Source organism: Nonomuraea polychroma, assembly GCF_004011505.1.
GTDB lineage: Bacteria > Actinomycetota > Actinomycetes > Streptosporangiales > Streptosporangiaceae > Nonomuraea > Nonomuraea polychroma.
In genome coordinates this window covers 8521477-8542536 of record NZ_SAUN01000001.1, presented here as the reverse complement: position 1 = coordinate 8542536, position 21060 = coordinate 8521477, and the positions used below count along the sequence as shown (strand labels likewise).

At 68.0% G+C, this 21060-nt stretch carries 24 protein-coding genes, 1 tRNA gene and 2 pseudogenes; 15 read left to right on the top strand and 12 right to left on the bottom strand.

What is annotated here, in order from left to right:
* Positions 1 to 19 precede the first annotated feature (19 nt).
* The 4 genes from EDD27_RS39155 to EDD27_RS39140 all read right to left on the bottom strand — a co-directional run bounded on the left by EDD27_RS39155 (position 20) and on the right by EDD27_RS39140 (position 2832).
* On the bottom strand, positions 20 to 730 hold the full coding sequence (locus EDD27_RS39155; RefSeq protein ID WP_164903991.1) for a hypothetical protein: 711 nt from the start codon (positions 728 to 730) through the stop codon (positions 20 to 22).
* A 128-nt stretch (positions 731 to 858) separates the two neighbouring features.
* Positions 859 to 1359: a hypothetical protein gene (locus EDD27_RS39150; RefSeq protein WP_127936864.1), complete on the bottom strand. Its 501-nt coding sequence runs from the start codon at positions 1357 to 1359 to the stop codon at positions 859 to 861.
* Between the two features lie 124 nt (positions 1360 to 1483).
* On the bottom strand, positions 1484 to 1849 hold the full coding sequence (locus tag EDD27_RS39145; RefSeq protein WP_127936863.1) for a GntR family transcriptional regulator: 366 nt from the start codon (positions 1847 to 1849) through the stop codon (positions 1484 to 1486).
* On the bottom strand, positions 1849 to 2832 hold the full coding sequence (locus tag EDD27_RS39140) for a hypothetical protein (protein WP_127936862.1): 984 nt from the start codon (positions 2830 to 2832) through the stop codon (positions 1849 to 1851). The genes EDD27_RS39145 and EDD27_RS39140 overlap by 1 nt, the downstream gene beginning before the upstream one ends.
* A 176-nt stretch (positions 2833 to 3008) precedes the next feature.
* Between EDD27_RS39140 and EDD27_RS39135 the strand changes: the two genes are divergently transcribed.
* From EDD27_RS39135 to EDD27_RS39125, 3 genes are all read left to right on the top strand, one after another.
* Positions 3009 to 5309 (top strand): winged helix-turn-helix domain-containing protein, encoded by a 2301-nt coding sequence (locus EDD27_RS39135; protein WP_127936861.1) that lies wholly within the window; start codon positions 3009 to 3011, stop codon positions 5307 to 5309.
* Positions 5310 to 5408: 99 nt separating this feature from the next.
* The gene (locus EDD27_RS39130) at positions 5409 to 5645 is read left to right on the top strand and encodes a hypothetical protein (protein WP_127936860.1); all 237 of its coding nucleotides are present in this window, start codon (positions 5409 to 5411) and stop codon (positions 5643 to 5645) included.
* Positions 5642 to 7177 carry a nitrilase-related carbon-nitrogen hydrolase gene (locus EDD27_RS39125; RefSeq protein WP_127936859.1) on the top strand — a complete coding sequence of 512 codons (1536 nt, stop codon included), beginning with the start codon at positions 5642 to 5644 and terminating at the stop codon, positions 7175 to 7177. The genes EDD27_RS39130 and EDD27_RS39125 overlap by 4 nt, the downstream gene beginning before the upstream one ends.
* 101 nt (positions 7178 to 7278) lie before the next feature.
* On the opposite strand, the gene EDD27_RS39120 is transcribed toward EDD27_RS39125, so the two are convergent.
* Both EDD27_RS39120 and EDD27_RS39115 read right to left on the bottom strand, forming a co-directional pair.
* On the bottom strand, positions 7279 to 8355 hold the full coding sequence (locus EDD27_RS39120) for a serine hydrolase domain-containing protein (protein ID WP_241564494.1): 1077 nt from the start codon (positions 8353 to 8355) through the stop codon (positions 7279 to 7281).
* Between the two features lie 78 nt (positions 8356 to 8433).
* Positions 8434 to 9078 carry a response regulator gene (locus tag EDD27_RS39115; protein WP_127936858.1) on the bottom strand — a complete coding sequence of 215 codons (645 nt, stop codon included), beginning with the start codon at positions 9076 to 9078 and terminating at the stop codon, positions 8434 to 8436.
* 515 nt (positions 9079 to 9593) lie between these two features.
* Here EDD27_RS39115 and EDD27_RS39105 point away from each other — a divergent pair.
* Positions 9594 to 9788 (top strand): annotated as a pseudogene (locus EDD27_RS39105) (response regulator transcription factor); the annotation flags it as partial.
* A 77-nt stretch (positions 9789 to 9865) separates the two neighbouring features.
* On the opposite strand, the gene EDD27_RS39100 reads toward EDD27_RS39105, so the two are convergent.
* Positions 9866 to 10390, bottom strand: coding sequence for a MarR family winged helix-turn-helix transcriptional regulator (locus tag EDD27_RS39100; RefSeq protein ID WP_127936857.1), 525 nt, complete (start codon positions 10388 to 10390; stop codon positions 9866 to 9868).
* A 40-nt stretch (positions 10391 to 10430) separates the two neighbouring features.
* On the opposite strand from EDD27_RS39100, the gene EDD27_RS39095 reads away from it, so the two are divergent.
* Entirely contained in the window at positions 10431 to 11354 is a 924-nt protein-coding gene (locus EDD27_RS39095; protein WP_241564493.1) for an EamA family transporter, read from the top strand.
* A gap of 154 nt (positions 11355 to 11508) precedes the next feature.
* Positions 11509 to 11673: a hypothetical protein gene (locus EDD27_RS54875; protein WP_164903990.1), complete on the top strand. Its 165-nt coding sequence runs from the start codon at positions 11509 to 11511 to the stop codon at positions 11671 to 11673.
* A gap of 60 nt (positions 11674 to 11733) precedes the next feature.
* Here EDD27_RS54875 and EDD27_RS39090 read toward each other — a convergent pair whose 3' ends face one another.
* Together EDD27_RS39090 and EDD27_RS57220 are read right to left on the bottom strand one after the other, a co-directional pair.
* Positions 11734 to 12351 (bottom strand): dihydrofolate reductase family protein, encoded by a 618-nt coding sequence (locus EDD27_RS39090; RefSeq protein WP_127936855.1) that lies wholly within the window; start codon positions 12349 to 12351, stop codon positions 11734 to 11736.
* Positions 12348 to 12596 (bottom strand): SRPBCC family protein, encoded by a 249-nt coding sequence (locus tag EDD27_RS57220; protein ID WP_241564492.1) that lies wholly within the window; start codon positions 12594 to 12596, stop codon positions 12348 to 12350. The genes EDD27_RS39090 and EDD27_RS57220 overlap by 4 nt, the downstream gene beginning before the upstream one ends.
* Positions 12597 to 12625: 29 nt before the next feature.
* Here EDD27_RS57220 and EDD27_RS57215 point away from each other — a divergent pair, with 29 nt between their 5' ends.
* Positions 12626 to 12979, top strand: coding sequence for a hypothetical protein (locus EDD27_RS57215; RefSeq protein ID WP_241564491.1), 354 nt, complete (start codon positions 12626 to 12628; stop codon positions 12977 to 12979).
* Between the two features lie 36 nt (positions 12980 to 13015).
* On the opposite strand, the gene EDD27_RS39080 is transcribed toward EDD27_RS57215, so the two are convergent.
* Complete coding sequence (locus EDD27_RS39080) at positions 13016 to 13486, bottom strand: hypothetical protein (RefSeq protein ID WP_206641851.1); 471 nt, start codon at positions 13484 to 13486, stop codon at positions 13016 to 13018.
* Positions 13487 to 14826: 1340 nt separating this feature from the next.
* Between EDD27_RS39080 and EDD27_RS39065 the strand changes: the two genes are divergently transcribed.
* From EDD27_RS39065 to EDD27_RS39045, 6 genes are all read left to right on the top strand, one after another.
* Positions 14827 to 15252, top strand: a complete 426-nt coding sequence (locus EDD27_RS39065; RefSeq protein ID WP_127936853.1) for a hypothetical protein — start codon at positions 14827 to 14829, stop codon at positions 15250 to 15252.
* A 164-nt stretch (positions 15253 to 15416) separates the two neighbouring features.
* The gene (locus tag EDD27_RS39060) at positions 15417 to 15788 is read left to right on the top strand and encodes a hypothetical protein (RefSeq protein WP_127936852.1); all 372 of its coding nucleotides are present in this window, start codon (positions 15417 to 15419) and stop codon (positions 15786 to 15788) included.
* Between the two features lie 409 nt (positions 15789 to 16197).
* Positions 16198 to 16293: transfer RNA gene (locus EDD27_RS39055), tRNA-Sec, on the top strand.
* Positions 16294 to 16314: 21 nt separating this feature from the next.
* A complete protein-coding gene (locus tag EDD27_RS39050; protein ID WP_127936851.1) occupies positions 16315 to 16755 on the top strand; it encodes a rhodanese-like domain-containing protein in 441 nt (146 codons plus the stop codon).
* Positions 16746 to 16880, top strand: coding sequence for a hypothetical protein (locus EDD27_RS58050; protein WP_277750787.1), 135 nt, complete (start codon positions 16746 to 16748; stop codon positions 16878 to 16880). Before EDD27_RS39050 ends, EDD27_RS58050 begins: the two co-directional genes overlap by 10 nt.
* A gap of 577 nt (positions 16881 to 17457) precedes the next feature.
* On the top strand, positions 17458 to 18732 hold the full coding sequence (locus tag EDD27_RS39045) for an ABC transporter substrate-binding protein (RefSeq protein ID WP_127936850.1): 1275 nt from the start codon (positions 17458 to 17460) through the stop codon (positions 18730 to 18732).
* A gap of 504 nt (positions 18733 to 19236) precedes the next feature.
* On the opposite strand, the gene EDD27_RS39040 is transcribed toward EDD27_RS39045, so the two are convergent.
* Positions 19237 to 19602: a hypothetical protein gene (locus EDD27_RS39040; protein WP_164903989.1), complete on the bottom strand. Its 366-nt coding sequence runs from the start codon at positions 19600 to 19602 to the stop codon at positions 19237 to 19239.
* Positions 19603 to 19724: 122 nt separating this feature from the next.
* Positions 19725 to 19901, bottom strand: a pseudogene (locus EDD27_RS58995) (DUF6640 family protein); the annotation flags it as partial.
* Positions 19902 to 20085: 184 nt separating this feature from the next.
* On the opposite strand from EDD27_RS58995, the gene EDD27_RS39035 reads away from it, so the two are divergent.
* A complete protein-coding gene (locus EDD27_RS39035; RefSeq protein ID WP_127936848.1) occupies positions 20086 to 20328 on the top strand; it encodes a GntR family transcriptional regulator in 243 nt (80 codons plus the stop codon).
* Positions 20329 to 20431: 103 nt separating this feature from the next.
* On the top strand, positions 20432 to 20995 hold the full coding sequence (locus EDD27_RS39030; protein WP_127936847.1) for a hypothetical protein: 564 nt from the start codon (positions 20432 to 20434) through the stop codon (positions 20993 to 20995).
* Positions 20996 to 21060: the final 65 nt, after the last annotated feature.

Below are 21060 nucleotides of genomic sequence, written 5' to 3'. Positions count from 1 at the left end.
GTTCCGGCCCGCATGTCGCTCACCAGCTCAGCACCTTCGGCCGCCCGGCCGAAGCCGGCAGCCGGTCACGCAGCACCTGCACGCCCAGCGGAACCAGGGCCACGCAGAGCAGGCCGGTGACCAGCACATCGGGGATCGAGGCGCCCTTCAGCACGCCCATCCAGGTGCCTCCCGCCAACAGCAGCATCACGGCACGGGCGGTGCCGAACAAGCCTGAGCGCCATGCGGCGACGGCCAACAGGAGCGAGCCCGCGTACTGACCGACCGAGGCCCAGACAGGCAACCGCCACGGTCCGTAGGAGATGTCCACATACTCTTTCATGATCGCGCTCGTCGCCTGATCCAGCCCGATGACCTCGGTGAGCTGGGAGGCAGTCTGGTCGGCACCGGCGAAGTACAGGCGGGCGAAGAGCCCCGCGAGCAGCAGAGTGGCGCCCCAGAAGGCGAGGGAGCCACCGACCCGCTGGGCCAGGGCGACGAAGGCGGGGAAGAGCAGCATCGCCCCCAGTGCGAAGACCGCGTAGGAGAGGGTGAGCAGGGCGGGTTCTGAGGTGTAGGCGAGGAGCTGGCCGTAGGCGGCGAACGGCTGCGCCTCGGACCACGCCTGCTGCGCAGGAGTGAGGGCGGTGGCCGTGCTCAGGTAACGCAGCAGGTATCCGGCGCACATGACGACCGGCCCCAAGACGAGCGTCATGCCGCCGATCCACCGTCCGGGAAAGCCCATGTTCATGGGAGTGAGCCTGTCAAGGATGAGCCGGGCGGATCATCTGCCGATCGTCAGCCGGCACCCCTGTCGAAAGTCAGGTCAGCACGGGGAGCCCGGGATGGGGCCGCGACGGTCGCAGCCGCGAGCCCTGATCAGGTCCGCCGCCGCGCCTTCAGCATCGGCTTGAGCGCCACCAGCGCGCCCACGACGAACACAATTGTGGCCAGGTAGATGAGCCCGAGGTGGCCGAGCGTGGCCAGGCCGTACGGGTAGTGCGCGGGCAGCGCGACGGCCACGGCCAGCACGGGCACCGCGACCGCCGTGACGTACGCCCACCACAGGCCGTGCCGGACCCCGAACCAGGCGAGTGCCGCGGTTGCCAGCCCGGTCGACGCCATGAATCCGGACACCGCGAGGTGCAGGTGCGAGATGTACTCGTACAGGTCGGGACTGAACGCGCGGATCTTGGCCCGACCGACGTCGACCTCGGTCGGGCCGATGCCGAGCTCCAGGAAGCCGGCCGTGAAGTTGCGGATGAAGAACATCACGGCGTATCCGATGAACGCCAGACCGGCGAGTGCCATGAGCGATGCGCCGAGCTCCAGCGCACCGGACCCCGCGCGGGTGGCCGGACGATGTGCCGTGGTCGCCATGGTCGCCCCCTCCCCATGGACGTGCTGCTCAGGGGATCATCTCTATTTTCCCATGTAGGCGAGGGTGTCGGCCGGCGAGGTGCCATGAGGCCGGGTCCCGGATGAGGACCGGTCCGCCCTCTGATCAGCCTCGCATGGCAAGCAACGCCGCTCGCGCCGCGGCGAGCGCCTCTTCCTCGGAGGCTCCGGCATGCAGCGCGGCCCTGGCGAACTCTTCGGCCGCTTCGGCCAGCCGGAGCCGCAACCGGTCGGCCGTTTCGGTGATGACGGCCGCTCGGCCGCGGCGCAGCTCCACCAGCCCCTCGTCGCGCAGCTGCTGGTAACCCCGCAGGACGGTGTGCAGGTTGATGCCGAGTGTGGCGGCGACGTTGCGTGCCGAGGGGAGCCGATCCCCGGGCGCCGCCGTGCCATTGGCGACCGCGGCCCGGACCGAGGCGGCCACCTGGTCGGCGAGCGGCTGGGGCGATGCCGGATCAATGGTGATCAGCATTACGCCGTCTCTCCCTGCCGTTGCCTGCTCAGCCACCCGTTGACCAGCGCTGCGGCGGTCTCGGCTTCGCGCGTGGAGTAGACGAACCACCGGTCGTCACTCAACGACAACGCGAGGACTGGTCCTTTCCCGCTGACGACGCCCCAGCCCGCCTCACTGTCGTCCACCTTGTATCGCCCGGGCGGAGCCTCGCTTCTGGCCTCCGCGAACCGTACCAGGGAGTACGGCACCGTCCGCCGCAGGACAGGCAGCCAAGAGGCCCTCACCGTGATCCCCGAGCCGTCGATCTGCAGGCTGGTACGCGCCTGCACCGCTTCGAAGATCGTCCACAGCGCGAGCAACGCCGTTCCTTGCCATGCGGAGGAACCGTTCGACACGGTCAGCGCGGTGACCGCGCCCAACGCCACGGCGACCAGCAGTCTGTGCCTGGACCAGGCTGACGTCACGAACAGGACCCGCTGGTGCGGGCCGAGCGTCATGGTGGGCGCGTCCGCCGGTGGTGTGGCGGTCGCCTCCGGCGGCGACGGCATCGGACCCGCCGCCAGATAGCCCAGCACGGCCGCCGCAGCAGTCGCGCCGATCTCCACCGGCAGGTGCCAGGCGGGCCGGGCCAGTGGGCCCGAGGCGCCGACCAGCATCGTCAGCCACAGTGCGGCCGACACCGAAAGGGATGCGCCGACGAGAAAGCTGAGGGCCACCATGATGCGCTGGGCTTGCGGGACGCGCCAGTAGCGCAGGAACGGGAGGACAAGCGCTGCTTCGAACAACAGCAGCGAGAAACGCTGTCCCGAGAGCCAGCCGTCCCACGTGGGCGCGTACTGGGGGTCGGCGGCCCAGCTGTCGACGTAGGCGCGGTCGGGGAGACGCCCCCCATACAAGCCGACCAGGACCATGGGCACGATCAGCAAGAGCAACGGGGGAACGGCCGTCAAGGCCAGGCGGCGAAGGCGCCCTGGCGCGGCGGGGTCGGCGAATCGGGACACAGCCACCTCCAACTGTTTGCTTTTGACTATAACATTCCAAACAGTCCCAACAAGGTCTCAGCCAAGGCTCGTCGACGGCTGTTGCGCCACGGCCGGTAAAGCCCAGGCAGGAGGCACAGGCTGCGATCAGGTGACACACTGGGCGGCATCACCTGTTCTGGGGGAGCGGAGGCCGGATGGCTCTGCAGAACGAGCGGCCGCCTGCCGCGCCAGGGCTCACGCACCCACTCATCAACGGCAAACTGCTGGTCCCGCCAGTCCGGCCGGGGACCGTCGGCAGAGGCAGGCTGACCACGCTGCTCGACGACCACTCCCAGCGCCTGGCCGTCGTGGTCGCGCCCGCGGGATGGGGGAAGACCACCCTGCTCGCCGACTGGGCCCGGCGAATCGCCCCCGCAGGCGGCACCGCCGTCGCGTGGCTCACCCTGGACGACTCCGACGATGAGCCGTACCGGTTCTGGACCTACCTGATTTCAGCCCTGCGGACGGTGAGCCCGGCGCTGGGCGGCGCGGCGCTGAAGGCCTTACGGGTGACCGAGGTCGACCCGCTCGAGGTGGCCGTGCCCACCCTGCTCAACGACCTCGAAGCGATGACCGGGCGGTACGCCCTCGTGCTCGACGACTACCACGTGCTCCGGGACCGGCGGATCCACGAGGCCGTCGAGTTCTTTCTCGGCTACCTGCCGCCCTCCCTTCGCTTGATCGTCGCCTCCCGGCTGGACCCGGCGCTGCCGCTGGCCCGGCTCAGGGCCGGCGGAGAGCTGGCCGAGATCCGCGCGGCCGGGCTGCGCTTCACCGGCGACGAGGCGACCGGCCTGGTCGGCGGGGTGGCAGGCGACGCCCTCGACACCGATGGGGTCGCCGCCCTGGTCCACCGGGCCGAAGGCTGGGCGGCCGGGATCAAGCTGATGGCGCTGGCGATCCGGGCCGCCCCGAGCCCTCCGGCCACTGTGGACACGCTCGGCGGCGACGAGCGGCACGTCGTCGACTATCTCACCAGCGAGGTCCTCGACGGCCTGCGCGCCGGGCAGCGCGACTTCCTCCTCCGCACATCCGTGCTCGATCAGCTGTGCGGCCCGCTGTGTGACACCGTCCTGGAACGTGCCGACTCCCAACTGGCGCTGGCCGAGTTGGAACGGGCCGATCTGTTCCTCGTCGCGCTGGACTCCCAGCGGTTCTGGTACCGCTATCACCGGCTGTTCCGCGAAGCTCTCCGGCGCGAGCTGGCCACTGTGGCTCCCGAGGCTGGGCCGCAGCTCCTGAGCCGGGCCGCCGGGTGGCATGCCAACGCCGGAGATCAGGAGCAGGCGATCCGGTACCTGATCGCCGCCGGTGACCAGCACGGCGCGGCGGAACTGCTGGCCGCCGCCGACGACGACTTCCTCGCCCGCGGCGCGATCGGCGCCTACCTGCGGCTCGGTGACAGCCTCGGCGCAGAGGCCGTACGGGCCAATCCGAGGCTGGGCATCTCGCTCGCGTCGGCCGCGGGCTTGACCGGCCGCCTCCACCGCGTGGCCCCGCTGCTCGACACGGCCGAGGCCGCCATGACCGCCGGCACCGCCCCTCCGGCCGGATGGCGGTCGGGGCACGCGGCGGCGATGACGCTGCGAGCGGTGTACGCCCAGGACGGCTGGACTCCAGAAGAACTGCTCGCCATGGCCCGTCGCTCCGTCGAACTGGAGGTGGACCCGGAGATCCCCGGGTGGGTGATCTCCCGGATCGCGCTCGGAAGCGTACTGTCGGGCACGGGTCACCACGATGACGCGGCGCGGGTGCTGGCGCAGGCGGTGGAACGGGCCGCGCCGGTCGGCCTGCCCGCGTTCACCCGGCTCCAGGCCACCGGCCTGCTCGCCATTGCCCTGTCGAACCGAGGCCATACCGAACACGTACGCGTGCTGTTGCGAGGCGTGCTGCCCGCGGTCGCGGCGATCGAGGCCGAGCTCGGGGAGGCCGCTGCGCCGGCGGTGGTCTTCCTGCGGCTGGCCGAAGGCGTCGTCGCCCATCGCGACGGGCAGCTCATTCGGGCGCGGGATCTGCTGCTCCACGCCGTGGACCTGGCCCAGATCACCGGCCATCCCACCCAGGTCGTACGGGCCCTGGTCACTCTGGCCGAGCTGGAACTGGCCTGCGGGGACCGCCGGGCGGCGTCGTCCGCTCTGTCCGAGGCCGACGAGGTGGCGCGGAGCGGGCCGGTGTTCCCCGCGGTGGCCGCCGCCCTCACCGACACGCGCCTGCGTGTCGGGCGGAGCACAATGCCCATGACCAGCGGGGCCGGCGGGCCGGCGGAACCGCTCACCGACCGGGAGCACTCCATCCTGCGTGCTCTGCGCGGTCCGCTGAGCCAGCGGGAGATCGGCGCGGAGCTCTACCTGTCGATGAACACGGTGAAGGGCTACAGCAAGAGCCTGTACCGCAAACTCGGCGTAGCGTCCCGAGCCGAAGCCGTCCAACGCGGGCGCGACCTCGGCCTGATCTGACGCCGCCCCGCCTTCCACCCTGGGTGGTCCAGCCCCTGGGTGGTGTGCTCTCCCCCCGTTGCCCGCGATGCTTCGCGCCATGCGACGAAAGGGCGCGAAATGACGACGAACTACCAGGTGGAGGTCCGCGGGGTACTCCCGAGCGGCCTCAACGACGAACTACGCCGCCGATTCGGGGCGGTGGTCGTCCAGTCGGACGGCGACCGCACGATGCTGCCGAACCTGGCCGTCGACCAGGCCGGCCTGCGGGCCGTACTCGATCTGCTGTGGGACGTGGACGGCGAGCTGCTGCTCGTCAAGGCCATCCCGTCAGACGCGGAGCGGGGGAACCGATGAGGTCGTGGCTCTGGCTGCTGGCCGGTACGGCCCTGCTGCCGTTCACCCTTCTGCAGACCACCATTCCGCTGGCCGCGTGGGTGGCGCCGGTGCTGCTGCTGCGTTTCGCCCGGACCACCCGCGCCCGATGGGCACTACCGGCTCTGGCCGTCGCGGTCGCCGTCGGTGCCGCGATCAGCTTCCGAGGCGTCTTTCCAGGTGACCAGATCGCGATGATCGCGGTCGGCGCCGGCGTGCTCGGCGTGGTCCCGTACGCGCTGGACGGGCTGCTCGGCCGGAGGCTGAGCGGGCTGCCGCGCACCCTCGTCTTCCCGGCGGCCGACGTCGCGCTGGCATTCCTGTTCAGCACCGGCGAGATGGGCACGATGGGGCATCCGGTGGGCAGCCAGGTGGGAAACCTGCCGCTGCTGCAGTCGGTGTCGGTGACCGGCCTGTGGGGGCTGGCGTTCCTGATCGCCTGGACCGCACCGGTCTGCAACGAGCTGTGGGAACGCGGCTTCGACCTGCGAGCCGCCGGCCGGAGTACTGTCGTCTGGGTCTGCAGCCTGGCCGCCGTCCTGCTGTTGGGCGGGGCGAGGCTGGTGTTCGACCCACCGGCCGGCTCGACCGTCCGGGTGGCCGCACTGGCGCCGAACCGGGCAGCCGACGACGCGTCCGTGGCCGCCGGCATCAAGGCCGGGCCGCGTAGCGCGGCGGAACGCGCGGAGCTGAGACGGCGGTACTACACCCCGACGGTCGACGACCTGTTCGACCGGACGGTGACGGCCGCCCGGTCGGGAGCCAGAATCGTCCTGTGGTCCGAGGCCGCGGCCTACGACTTCGTCGAGGATGGGGCAGCGGTGGTCGAACGAGCGCGGGCGGTCGCCCGAGCGGAACGGATCTATCTTCAGATCGGCGTGGTCTACCTGCTGCCCAGAGAGCAGAGCCCCAACGTCGAGATCCGCGCCATCATGATCGATCCGGGCGGCACGGTCGTCTGGAACTACCTCAAGACGTCCACGCCCGTCGGTGACGGCAATGTGCCCGGCCCCGGGGTGGTGCCCACCATAGACACGCCGTACGGCCGGCTGGCGACCGTCATCTGCTTCGACGCCAACTTCATGCCGCTGGTCCGGCAGGCCGGGCAGGCCGGGGCCGACATCCTGCTCCTGCCCTCCAGCGACTATGCACAGGTCACCGACGCGCTCGGGCAGCAGGCCGTGTTGCGCGGCGTGGAGAACGGGATGAGCGTCGTCCGGTCCGCTCGGCTCGGGACCTCCATAGCCGTCGACCACCAGGGCCGGATGATCGGGTACGAGGCGAGCTGGTTCTCCAGCGACGCCCGCACCACCGACCACACGATGACTGTCACGGTGCCCGTCCAGGGACGGCCCACCCCGTACAGCCGGTGGGTGGGCGACGCCGTCGCCTGGCTCTGCCTCACCGGCCTGCTCGCGATGACGGCTGTGGCAGCCGTCCGCCGGTTCCGCCGGACGGCCGCCGCAGAGCCCGATATGGCCACGGAACCGGCTCTGCCTGCCGTACGAAGCTGAAAGTCGAAAGCGCTTCCGGGCCCGCTACGCCGCCTTCACACGCCAACTCGGTGAGACGTCCCTTGTCTCACCGAGTTGGCGTGTCCCAGCCGGTCGTATCATCAACTGCGCCGCTGGTCCGCCGTCCCGCAGAACACCTTGATGGCCATGCCCATGACCTCCTCGGTGGACGGGTTGCGGGTCGAGGGGTTGATCGACAGGTTCATCGACTTGCCGGAGTCCGAGCGGAACGCGAACGTCAGATAGCCGATCAACTCTCCGCTGTGCCCCCACACGGTGCCGCACGGCAGCTGGTAGGCCTGCAGCCCGAGACCGTAGCTGAACCCCTCCCCGGTGTTGACCGTCGTACGCATCGCCTGCAACGACTTCTTGCTGATCAGCTCACCGCCGAGCAGCGCCGACATGAACCGCTCCAGGTCGGCCGTCGTCGAGATCATCTCCCCCGCGGCCCAGTCCAGCGAGGGGTTCATCCGCGTCGCGTCCACCAGGTCGGGCATCGGCTCGTATCCCTTGGCGTGCGGCGACGGCAGCCCTGCCCGGTTGCCCGGCACCAGCGTGCGGCGCAGCTTCAGCGGGTGCAGGATGCGGCGCTCGACCTCCTCACCGTAGGGGTTGCCGGTCAGCTTCTCCACCAGCAGCCCGAGCACCACGTAGTTGGTGTTGGAGTAGCGCCACTTGCCGTCGTCGGGCAGCTTCTTGGCGAAGGCCATCTTGAGCAGCTCGCGCGGCTGGTAGGAGCGGAACCGGGCGTCGCCGCGCCAGCGGTTGGTCGAGTATCCGGGCTCGCTCATGTAGTCGTACAGGTGGCTCGTGTGGTTGAGGAGCTGACGGACGGTGATCTGCTCGCCGCCCGGCACCAGGCCGGGCAGGTGCTTGTCGATGGGGTCGTCGAGCCGCACCTCGCCCTCGTCCACGAGCTGGAGCACCACGGTCGCGACGAAGGTCTTGGTGACGCTGCCGATCCGGAAGTAGCCGCCTGGCGAGGGCCGTCCTCCGCGCTTGATGTCGCGCACGCCCGCGGCGCCCGTCCAGGTGCGTTCGCCGTCGGAGACCCGCGCCAGAGCCGCCGTCGCCCCGTCGCCCGCCACGATCTTCTCCAGGTCGCCGCGCACGTCCACGCCCTGTCCGCCCGCCGCGACAGCCGTCGCTACCAGCACGTTCATCATCGTCTGCATCATGGGCTCGACGCTACGGAGATCGACTTCGCCGCAGAATGCGGTGCACCGCCGACCCCACCTGCGGAAAACCGCAGCGGCTCAGGAACCGAGGTAGCGCAGCACCGCCAGGACCCGGCGGCTGTAGCCGGTGGTGTGCGACAGCGCGAGCTTGTCGAACAGGGCGTTGACGTGCTTCTCCACCGCGCTCTGCGACACGTGGAGGGATTGGGCGATCGAGGCGTTGGTCAGGCCCTGGGCCATGAGCTCCAGCACCTGGTGCTCGCGGGCGGTGAGCCGGGCCAGCGGGTCGGCGTGGCTGGTGCGCGCGAGCAACTGGCGCACTACCTCCGGGTCGAAGGCCGTCCCGCCCGAGCCCACCCGCTCCAGCGCGTCCAGGAAGTCGCCGACCTGGGCCACGCGGTCTTTGAGCAGGTAGCCGACGCCGTCGATGCTGCCGCTCATCAGCTCGGTGGCGTACTTCTTCTCCACGTATTGGGAAAGGATCAGCACCTTGACTTCCGGCCAGCGCCGCCGGATCTCCAGGGCGGCACGCAGGCCCTCGTCGGTGTGGGTGGGCGGCATCCGTACGTCGACCACCACCGCGTCGGGCCGCTCGCCGGTCACCGCCTCCAGGAGCGCGTCGGCGTCGCCCACCGCGGCCAGAACGTCGTGCCCCTCCTCCTTCAGCAGCCGTACCAGGCCCTCGCGCAGCAGGGCCGAGTCCTCGGCCAGCATCACGCGCACGGCATCTCCGCTTCCATCACGGTCGGCCCTCCGGGCGGGCTGGTCAGGGTGAACCGGCCGTCCAGCGCGGCCACCCGCTGCGCCAGCCCGGTCAGTCCGCCGCCGGTGGCATCGGCTCCGCCCATGCCGTCATCTTCCACTCGCACGACGACCATCGTGCCCTGCCGGCGTACGTCGATGGTGACCAGGGTGGCCCGGGAGTGCTTGGCGGCATTCGTCACCGCCTCCCCCGGCCCCCCGACCACACCAGCATGACCGCCGCGCCGAGGCCGATCACCAGCAGCAGCACCACCATGCCGCCCAGGAGCCCCACGGGCGCTGGCGATGACCGCGTTCGTCCCCACGCCGACGTAGGACTCCACCACCGACCAGTTCTCGCCCAGCATCCAGCCGGCCGGCACGAAGGCGGTGAAACCGGCCAGCGGCAGGATCACCTCGCTGGGAAGGGGCGGGAAGAGGTTCTCCAGCGCGATCGCGATCCCGGCGCGCCGCGCACCCCGCTGAAGGAGCGCGTGGGCGACCTGACCGGACGCGAGACCGAAGTGCTGTCGCTGGTCGCGCAGGGTCTGTCGAACGCGGAAATCGCCGAGCGGCTGGTGGTCGCCGAGCAGACCGTCAAGACGCATGTGAGCAGGATCCTGATCAAGCTTGGGCTGCGCGACCGCACCCAGGCGGCGGTCTTCGCGTACGAAACGGGGCTGGTGCGCCCATCAGGCTACTGGAGACCGGCTGGACACGGCCATCGGCCTGGCCGCGGATCGGTTCGGCACCGAACACGCCGAGACGGTCACTCCCTGCCGGGAGGGCGCGGGTGTTCCATGCGGGAGAGCCAGGTCGTGAGCAGTGTTTCGAGCGTCTCGGCCTCGGTGGGCGTCAGCAGATCCAGCAGGTCGCGTTCGTTGCGCATGTGGTCGGTGAAGGCCCGATCGATCAGTTCCCGTCCGGGTCTGGTGAGGGCGACGATTCGGCCACGCTGGTCGTCATCGGAACGGCGGCGGGTGACGAGCCCGGCTCGCTCCAGACGGTCGATCCTCTTCGTCATCGCGCCGGTGGTGACCATGGTGTGCGCGGCGAGCTCGCCGGGGGCTCGTTCGTAGGGCTCACCTGCGCGGCGCAGGGCGCACAGGACGTCGAATTCTCCCTCGCTGAGACCGTAACGGCCGTATACGAGGCAGAGTCTCTCGGTGAGCTGGTCGGCCAGGCGGTGCAGTCGGCCGATCACTCCCTGCGGGGAGACGTCGATGTCGGGCCGTTCGCGGCGCCAGTCGGCCTGGATACGGGCCACACGGTCCAGCGGTTGCCGGTCTTCCATGGATACCAATATAGCTTCCCGGGAAGCTATATTGTCTTCCGTGGAAGCTAATGTGCGGTGGGTGGCACTGACCGCGGTCGCGCCGGTGGCCTGGGGGACTAACTACTTCGTCACACACGAGTTCCTCCCCGCAGACCGCCCGCTGTACGGAGCAGCTCTGCGGGCGCTGCCCGCCGGACTCATCCTGCTGGCCTTGTGCAGGCAGCGGCCACGCGGCGCGTGGTGGTGGCGATCCGCCGTGCTCGGGCTGCTCAACGTGGGCGTGTTCTTCGTCCTCGTCTACGCCGCTTCCCAGCTGCTTCCGACGAGCGTCGCCTCGACCGTCATGGCGGTGTCCCCGCTGACGATGATGCTCATTGCCTGGTCCCTGGTGTCCGAACGGCCCGGCATTGCGCACCTGGCCGGCGCCGCGATCGGGCTCGCCGGGGTGTGTCTCATGCTGCTCACGGGGGTGGGAGGGGTGAGCGTGCCGGGAGTTCTCGCCTCGGCCGTCGCCATGCTGGTGTCGTCCTTCGGCCACATATTGGCCAAGCGGTGGAGCGCCGGTGCCGATGTGCTCGCCTCGACCGCCTGGCAGCTCACCGCCGGAGGTCTGTTCCTGCTCCCGATCGCCGCAGCCGTGGAGGGCCCTCCGCCCGAGCTCTCCACGCCGGCGCTCATCGCGTTCGGCTATGTCGCCGTGGTCGCCACTGCACTGGCCTTCGCCGCCTGGTTCACCGGGCTGCGGCACCTGCCCGCTGGGACAGTGGGTCTGATCGGCCTGCTCAACCCCGTTACGGGCGTGCTGCTCGGCACCGCGGTCGCCGGAGAGGTGTTGACGGCCCAGCAACTGTGCGGACTGATACTGGTCCTGATCGGAGTCGTCCTCGGCCGGCCCATGCGCGCGGGCCGACGGGGAGTGATCACTCCAGCAGTCGTAGGCGCGGCATCGTGCCCACGACGGCCAGGTGGCCGGCCAGGATGATCAGGTTGCCGGGTGGCCGTAGCGGCGGATGTGCTCGGCCACGCCCAAGGCGGCGATGTGCTCGGCCAGCTGCCGCAGCTCATCCTCGCTTCATCGCTCCTCCTCCAGTACTGCAAGCTTCTGGGTGCAGCTCTCCAAGGGATACGCGTGACCTGTGCGTTTCAGGAGTGGGCGCGCCGCGTTGAGGTCCGTGGGCCAGGCCGCTCGCCACGCACAGGCCACCCTCCTGCTGCCGGACAACCTCGCGAACCTGCTCCGGTACGGCAAGGCGACAACCGTACTGACCGAGATCAACCTCAACCTCAGCGAACGCTACTGAGCCGGACGGGGCCCGCCGCGACCGTCCGCATGGATCGTCCGCAGCGGGCCACGTCTTCATCTAGCCGCAGTGCACGTTGTCCAGGAAGCAGTCGCCGCGATCATCCAGGGCTGCGCCCCCGAGCAGGCATGGAGTTACACAGAGCGTCCACTCCGAAGCCGGCAGGCCATCGTCGAACAGTCGCTGCCCGCCTCCGGCGATCTCGGGGAAGATCATGAGGTACAGCCGGTCGAGCAGGTCTGCCGACAGGAGCGGTTTGATGATGCTCGCGCTGCTGTTGACGAGGATGTCGCCCTCACCAGTGGCCTTGAGGTCGGCAACGACGTCGGCGGGGGCGTTCACCACGCGGGTGCGTGCCCACGGGGCCTCGGTCAAGGTGGCCGAGAAGACCACCTCCTCCGTGTCGACCAGCCACTTGGCATATCCGCGATCACATGGGTTGGCGTTTTCGTCTTCGGCGACCGAGGGCCAGTAGCCCATGAATCCCTCGGCGTTGAGCCGGCCGAGCAGCGCCGTCGTCGCGTTCTCCCAGATGCGGTTCATGTGGTTTCGCGCGACCTCGCTGGTCACATAGGGGGCGAACGCGGCGAAATCGCTAGGCCCGCCGGGACCGTTGTAACGTCCGTCGAGGGTGAGGCTCAGGTTCGCGGCCACCCTGCGGTCGGTCGAGTTGGTCATTTGGTGCTCCTTGTATTGGTGCTGTGCGTACCTGCGGCGAGAGTCGCCGCGAGCTTGTCGAGGCTTTGGCCGAAGCCGATCTCGATGCCTGCGATGAAGTCCGCATACTCGACCGCGCTGTCGGTGATCCGGAAGTGGACGTCGAGGTCGGTGCCGGTGCCGGTGGGCCGGAGGTCGAGCTCGAGACCTCTTCCGGGTGCGCCGCCAGCGACCGGAGGAACCTGAACGAGCGGCCGTCGGCCCACCCCGGCTCCTTCGCGGCGAGCCGCTCCGCGTGGAGGCTGAGCCCGTAGCGATCGTAGGTCTCGCGCGAGCCACCGACCTGGTCCGCAGTGTCGGCCAGTCGAGTGAGCGCAGCCGCCGGCTCTCGCAGGGGCGCGGTCCGGAGCGCATAGACGCGGTGCTGGCGGGAGCGCTGGGAGATGACGACGCCGGCACGCTCAAGGGCCTGCAGGTGCTTGGTCGTCTGCGGCTGGCGGGCCTCGGCGAGCTGAGCGAGGACACCGACCGGCCCGGGCCGCTCGGCCAGCAAGCGGCGCCGGTCATGGCTGCACCCGCGAGCGCCTATCGGAGCCGGCCGGATCGGCCGCGCCCAAGCGGGCGCCCCTTGCTGCCGAACGGCGGATGACCAGCACAGCGCTGGCCGCGGGAGAGCGCTGCAGCTCTACTGGCCGAACGAGAGCGCCAAAACGACGATCAAAATCAGCAGGAGCGCCAACCAGCCGCAAAGGATCGTCAGTAGCACGATCACGCAGCCCTTTCCGTTCCATGGCTGGGGGGCGGGGCCGAGAGCGCCTCGGGAGTAAGCCCACATGGGGGCGCGGTATTCGAGTTCGAGTGCCATCCCGGGCTGGAGCCAGACCGTCAGTTCCGCAGGACCGATCCGTGCGGGGAGGAAATAGGGCAGGTGGACATGAAGGTGGTACTGGCCGGGAGGAAGCGGGATCGTGTTCAGGCCCCATCGGCCCAGCATCTGGTGGCCATTAAGGATGATCTTGGGCGTGATCATACCCAGCATGAAGCTGAGCCAATGCCGCTTCACCTCGAGGACGAGATGCGCCTGCCCCCCGGCGGGAACGGGTTGCGGCGGCCGGCTCCATGGGGTGTGCGGCGCGGGCGGATGCATGGCGCTCATGCTATTGCCACCTGACCTCTCACGATCTTCCGTCAAGCTGCCTGAAACAGGCGGCACGTCCCGTCAGGCATGGCCGGGGCATCCGTAGCCGCCTGGCGGGGCCCGTACGGAACCAGACGATCACGGGCCGGGCCGGTCGCGTGGCGGTCTGACCATCAAGATGCACATGGCCTGTGAGTGGCGGCAGAAGGTGCTGTCTTTGATCACGCGGGATCACCTGCACGATCCCGAGAAGAGCGACCAGATCCGCCACCGCAAGGACCGCGGCAGCCGCCCTCTCCAAGTTCTGCACGATCGACTACCGCGAGCGGCACGCCGTCGAGTGCGCCATCAACGGGCTCAAACGCCACCGCGCCGTCGCGACCAGATACGACAAGCTCGCCGTTCGCTACAAAGCCACCGTCCAGATCGCCAGTCATCAACGACTGGCTGACCTGCCTATAAAACAGGCCCTAGTGACATCCGCCGGAAATTCTCCCGGACACCGCGCGGTCAGCACGAGCGGACGCCTCGGTTTGCCCGCCAGCCATCTTCCTATTAGACGGCGAAACTCAAGACCGGGACACCAAGGAACTGTCGACGGAAGGCTCAGGACCAGTGCTGGTAGTCGCTGCCGTTGCAGGTGTTGAGGCGGACACCTTGGGAGATGCTCCCATCGAGGCACTTACCGCTCTGCACGTGCGTAATTATCGGGAATTCGACAGTACCGGATAGCTGCGACGATCCTGATTGCGTTACGGCGGCCGGCCGGCGTGGCGACAGCCATGGCGATCGCAGTTGCTGCCACTGCGGTTTGGATATGGCACGGGGACCCATCGTTCTCCTTGGGGTGTCGCGGCAAGGTTTGGTGCTGCCGGTTGGACAGCAAGGAACGTCTGCCGCATGCCACTGATATGGGGCGATGACCTGGGTGAAGCGCTTGACCATGTGGCCCAGGCGTGCGGGCTGTTGACCCGGGAGGACGCTATATCGCAGGTATAGCGTGATTCGCGCAATCCAACCTGACACCGACTTCGTCGATCTCGGCCGCGATTTCTACCCAGCGCCGTCTCAGCACCGAACGCTGCAGACGCCACCACATCCGCGAGCTGAAGACCCTCGGCTACCGGGTCCTCCTCGAACCAGTCCCGGCCGCTACTGCACAAGAATTTCAGGTGCGAAAGCTGGCAAGACCAACACGTTCGTTGACAATACGGGTCTCGATGCCTTCGACGAGTCCGGAGCCGGGGGCGGCGCGGGGCGGAACTATGTGCGAATCCTCACATCGAGTACGACTCGTGGGTGGGGGTCGTGAGCCAGTGGTAGTCATGATCACACCAATGGCGATCGAAAGGATTTTCGTGCGCACACGAAAGCTGGCGACCCTCCTGGCCGGCGCGGCCCTGGCTGCCTCTACCACGCTGGTGGCGGGCGCCGCCCCGGCCGGCGCAGCTGGACCCTGCGGCAGCAGCTACTCCCGGGTCGGTGTCTACAGCATCGGCATCGACAAGTACGGGTACCGTACGGGCATTCTGGAGGTGTACTACAGCTCCAGCACCGGCAAGAACTGCGCCCTGACCTACGGCGACGGCCCCTACGCCAACACCACGAGCTGGAAGGGCGTCACGATATCCAGAGGCGATGGCAGCGGGAAAGACGCCGACGCCGACAACTACAAGTACTACGCCGGCCCGGTGTACGTCTCCGCGCCCGGCCAGTGTATTGACGTAGAAGGAATCTCACCGGCGTGGACGAGCGTCAAGCTCAACAACGTGCACTGCGGCTGAACCTCTTGTGACCAGACCGGGTGGCCTCCACGGGGATGTGGAGGGCACCCTGTCCCACACCAGCACGATCGACGCGAGTCGTGGAGAGTCTGAACGGAAACCAGTGAACTTCTTGATCGGACACGGTCTCTGATCCGGTGTTCGATCTATGAAGGGAACGCGACGTGTTCCTGTCCGCGAAGACGACCGTCGCCGCAGCCCTCCTTGCCGCTGGTGTGCTCGCCGCCGCCGCGCCCGCGCAGGCGGCCACCGAGACGCCGCAGAGCGTTTGCGGCGACGGTTTCCGTGTGGTGAAGGACGGCGTCCGGACGATCAGGGACAGGCAGGGCCGCCAGCTCGGCCAGGTCTTTCTGCTCTACAGCAGGAGGACCGGCTGCAACTGCGTAGTGACGTTCCGGACCCTGTTCGATGTTGCCCACGCCAAGATCCGGATGGGCGCCACGCTGACCGTCCAGACCACCACTCCTCCGCTGCGAACGGTTCTCCCGGGATCGGTCCAGTACCAGGGCGATCGCCGCGCCCCGCCGTACACATGAGCGGACCGGCACCTGTTCCACCACCTCCGGCTCATTCGGCCACTCCTCAGGCCCGACCGGGAAGCAATAAATGGCCTTCTCCCGCGGCCAAGTGCCACCCGCCCGCAGGAACAGCCCGTCGCCAAGAGGCAGCCGGATCAGGTATGGCGGGCGCGAATCGGGATCGGGGTTGCGGATGATGACCAGCTCGCGCGTCCCATCAGAGTGCTCGAGGCCGCTCGCCGGTTCGCATCCCTCCGGGGTTTGTCGCGACGCGAATCTGCCCTCCCCCTTACTGCCTCGTGGACCTGCGGGTGGCCGCGGTCGTGGCGGGCACGTGATCGCTCCCGCTTCATGGCCAAAAGTCTGACGATCTTGAGATGGGCGAAAAGCCTTCACCTTCGCGTTCGGGAGGATTAAGATCACGGCCGGAGGCGTCCAGGTGCCTGGTGGCTCTCCCGGTCTTCAAAACCGGTGGCGCCGAGTATCTCGGCGCGGCGGGTTCGATTCCCGTCCGTCTCCGCCAGATCACACCTTCTGGAGCGCCGTGAGCATCGACGAGTTGCTGGCTCAGACACGTGCCGGACTACGTCGCCTGTTGCCTGTCGAGGCCTGGGCCGCGGCGGGCAGCGCCGATGCCTTCATCGTGGACACGCGGCCGGAGTTTCAGCGTCGACGCGGTGGCGAAGTGCCCGGCGCCATCGTGATCGAACGCAACCATCTGGAGTGGCGGCTCGATCCGCTCTGCGACGCGCGGATCCCCGAGGCCACCTCCGCGGACATCCAGTGGATCATCCTGTGTGACGAGGGCTACTCCTCCAGCCTCGCCGCATCGTCCCTCAGGCAGGTCGGGCTGGCGAACGCCACCGATGTGATCGGTGGCTTCCAGGCATGGACGACAGCCGGGCTCCAGGTCGTCCGCCTCGCCATCCCCACCCGCCCACGAGGCCCAGGCGAGCCTGCCCACAGCGAGCTCACATGTGGGTGATCCCGACCGCAGGTCACGTGGATCACGGCAGGTCGACTCTGATCCGGGCGTTCACCGGGATGGAGCCCGACCGCTGGGCCGAAGAGCGACGCCGGGGCATGACCATCGATCTCGGCTTCGCCTGAACCACGCTCGGGTCGGGACGGCAGTTGGCGGCCCGATGCCGCAGGGCGCACCATCACCTCCGGTCAGAGGCTTCACGTTGAGCAGCCCCGTACGACGCTGTCCTCGTCAACGCGCGGATCGGCATGTGGAGGTGGTCTCGCCGTTCGGCTCAGATCACGTAAATGGCGTATTCGTCCAGCTCATCCGCGCAATTCCAGACGATGGAATTGCCGCCAAACGGTGCAGCAATCGAGGCATGAGCGACCTCATGATCCGCCGCCTCACCGGTGAATCCGCCTCCGCATGGCGCGTTACCTGAACGCGGGATCGGAAAGGACTAAACGCCCATTTGGGCACGGATCGACTTTATCAGCCTTTCCCTCTATCTGAATAATTTCCGACAACCTCACTGCCCCGGTAGCCTTGCAGGATTCTTTGACTCCGGTGGAGAGTCGTCGTGGGCCCCGATGCTCGCCATGCCGATCAACGCGCGCTCGGGCTGATCTTCGACCTCTTCCTGGCCGGACGAAGTACCTGATCCATGGTGTGACCACCCCCGGACCGAAGCAGGTCCTCCACCGCCCAGGAGGTAGAGCCGTGGGCTCTGGCAAGAAGATGTGGACGGTAGCGTTGCTGGCCACTGCTGTGCTGGTGATCACTGCGGCCTGCGGCGGCGAAGGCACCGACGGCAAGATCAAGCTGCGCTTCTCCTACTGGGGCACTGACGCTCGGCAGAAGATGACCGAAGAGGCGATCAAGAGGTTCGAGGCGAAGAACCCGAACATCGACGTCGTGGGAGAGTTCTCCGGCTTCGGCAGCTACTACGAGACGCTGGCTACGAAGGTCGCGGGCGAGGATGCGCCTGACGTCATCACGATCGAGATCCGCGGCCTGCGGGAGTACGCCGAGCGCGGCACGCTCGCCGACCTCTCCAGCAGGGTCAACACTGCCGACATCGACGGCAAGGTGCTGGCCACCGGCGCGATCGACGGCAAGCAGTTCGCCATCCCCACCGGGGTCAACGCCTGGTCCCTGGTCGTGGACCCGAAGGCGATCGAGAGCGTGGGGCAGAAACTACCCGACGACACCAGGTGGACCTGGGAAGAATACATCGACTTGGCGGCGAAGATCACCGCGGGGGCCGGCGGCAAGGTCTACGGCACGCAGCAGGCTTTCAATCCGGCCTTCCTGCAGATCTTCGCCGCTCAGCGGGGCGAGCGCTTCTATGACGGCAACAAGATCGGCGTATCGCCCAATACGCTCAAGGCATGGTGGGCCATCCACCGGAAGCTGGCCAAGACCAAGGGTTCTCCTGACATCGCCAAGAGCGTTGAGCTCGGTGCCCAGAACGCGGACCGGTCGCTGTTCGCCACCGGAAACGGCGCGATGGGGATGTGGTGGAGCAACGAGCTCGGCGCGATCAGCAAGGCGTCGGGCGGCAAGGTAATGGAGCTGCTGCGGATGCCGAAGGTACAGGGCGCCTCCGCCGGCGGCATGTTCCTGCAGCCCGCGATGTTCTACACCGCCTCGGCGAAGTCCGAGCACGCGGCCGAGGCCGCCAAGTTCATCGACTTCATGATCAACGACCCGGAGGCGGGCCGGATCATCCTCAGTGACCGCGGCCTTCCGGCCAGCTCCAAGGTACTGGCGGCGGTCCAGGACAAACTTTCGGAGACTGACAGGAAGACGCTGGCCTTCCTCGGCGAGATCAAGGGCGAGCTCACGGATCCGCCTGCCGCCCCGCCGAAGCTCGCCAGCGCCATGGAGGGCATCCTCAAGCGGTATACGGATGAGGTGTTGTTCGGCCGGATGACCCCTGACGACGCCGCACGGAAGTTCATCACGGAGGCCAACGCCTCCATCGCAGGCTGATGCCTGCCAGACACCGGCCGCAATAACGCCTATTCTTCGTGTTCGCAAGCTCGTCGTCGCTTGCCGGTGTGAGTCCGGTCCGGGTAGCTGCCAGGAGGCCCGGTAGCAGGCTGGCGGCATCGGGGGGAAACGCCTGGTGTCGAAGCCCAGCGGCAAAGGCCCTTATGGGGAGCGAGGATGCGGTCCGTGGCATGAAGCGAAGCTTGCGGCGTCGTTACTCAGCCTGCTTTCGGGGGGAACAGGGAGAGCCGAGCCCTTCGAAATCGGGGTGAAGGCCATGGAAGCGGTAAAGACCCTGGAAGCGCAGCCGTGAAGGACTCCCCGGCGTATGGGGCGCGGAACGTATCGATAGTGACGGCGGGAACTGGGGAGGCCCTCCCCGGCCCGGTGACCTGCGGGAATTGTCATCGGAGCGTGGCGTCCTATAATCGCAGGTAGATGTGCAGATGCCGGTGCCGTTGAGGTGGGTTCAAGGGCTTGCCGACGTACCACTGGTCCGGAGCGTCATCCCCCTGGGCCGTAGGCCGTCATGAGGATGTGCACGACGATGAGGACGACGACCCAGACCATGGCGCGTCTGGTCGGCGGGGGGCCGCTGCGCAGCAGGGAGATGCCCAGGGGGATGAAGGCGACGCAGAGGCCGCCCACGGCGATGAAGGACTGCGGGATTTGGGTGCCTTTGAGCGGCCCGAGCGCGAGCGCCGACATCAGGCCGAGCGCGATCGAGCGGCCCGGCCCCAGGGCGCCGGAGCGGTAGGCGCCGATGGCCAGTACGACCCAGCCGAGGAACGCCGGTCCGGATATGGCCTTGAACGGATGCCAGCGCGTATCTCCCCATGCTGTGTAGTAGTCGTCGATGCCGTTGAGCATGGTTCGCAGGGCCAAGGCTGTCGGTCAGGTGGAAGGCCAGGTGATCCGTGCCGAATTGGAAGGGCTGCGGTCGTGGCGGCGAGCAGGCGGTCATGGGAGAGCTCCGTGCGCCGCAACCACAGCGCGGCCAGCGTGGACAGTCCCAGCGCCGGTCCCATGCTCATGGTCTGCCCGTTGTGGAACTTGGCGTGCGGCGGCCAGTTGGGGTTGTGGATGTGGGTCTCGTTCCAGTCCGCCACGAGCGGGCTGATCGCGGTGAACAGCGCGGTCGCGGTTAAGATGATCTTGCCTGCGCTCATCGTGCCTCTCCCTGGTGAAGTCAGAACGTGACCACGACCTTGCCGCGGGTGTAGACACCCGCGACCAGGTCGGCCACCGCCTGAGGGGACCGGGCGAACGGCCGAGCGGCACTGGCCGTTCGAACGGTTTCACCTAGCCCGAAGAGCAGCAGGCTCTTCGCCGGAGATCGCCTAGCGTGAGGCCATGGACGCCCGCTACCTGCTCACCTCGGTTTCACCGTGTTGTCGGCGCCGCCTGGTGAGATGCTCGCCCCACTGTCACCTCATCGCGCTCGACCAGCCCGCGCCCCTGCAGCAGGAGCACGGCGTCGCCCGCGGCTCGGTACGGCGTGCCATGGAGCTTCTACGCAAGGAAGGCTGGGTGGTCACGATTCAGGGCAGGGGGACCTTTGTGGCGCTCAAGGAGAACTGGCCCAATGAGGGGTAGCCGCAGTCATTCAGCTGACGGCCTTACCCAGTCGGGGAAGTAGGCGACATGGAGATTCGGCCATCTCTTCTCTTCAGCCGCCACTACGCGATGCAATGGAGCGGTGCCCTCGAAAAACACCCGCCGCTACACCTGGATTGCTTACGTCCTTGAAGGACTCGGCATCTTTGCTGTCTGCCTCTTCCTCATCGCCGTCATACTCATGGCCATCGACGAACAGCGGTTTCTGGAACCTGCCGCCTTTGGCATGGGCATCGCACTGCTATTGGGGTTCATCGTCGCGCCCGCTCAGGCAATCCACCAGGGCCTTCACTACCTCAAACGACTGAGGCAAGCCAAGGAAGACCCACGCCAGCAGCTCCGACGCCGTGTCGATGCCGTCAACAACGCCTTCGCGGAAGCGGCCACCCTGATGGATGAACTCAGACGCGATCTTGAAGCTCAGCAGGCCGCCCGAGACCAACTCCTCGCCGAAGCGGAGCACCAGCAGCGCCTTCTCGAACTCAATAAGGAAGAAGCCAAGAAGATTCGCCAGATACTGGTCAATGAGACGAAGGCCACCATCCGCGCTGCCTGGCGTCGCGAAGTGGGCTTCTTCCTTGCGGGTGTACTTGTGTCCGCTGCGTTGTCCGTCCCCATCGGCATCTGGGTCAACAGCATCAGCTAGACCGCGGCCGCGGAACGGCCTTCGGTTTGCCGCCCTGCGGCCGCAGGGCGGCAAACCCTCCTCCT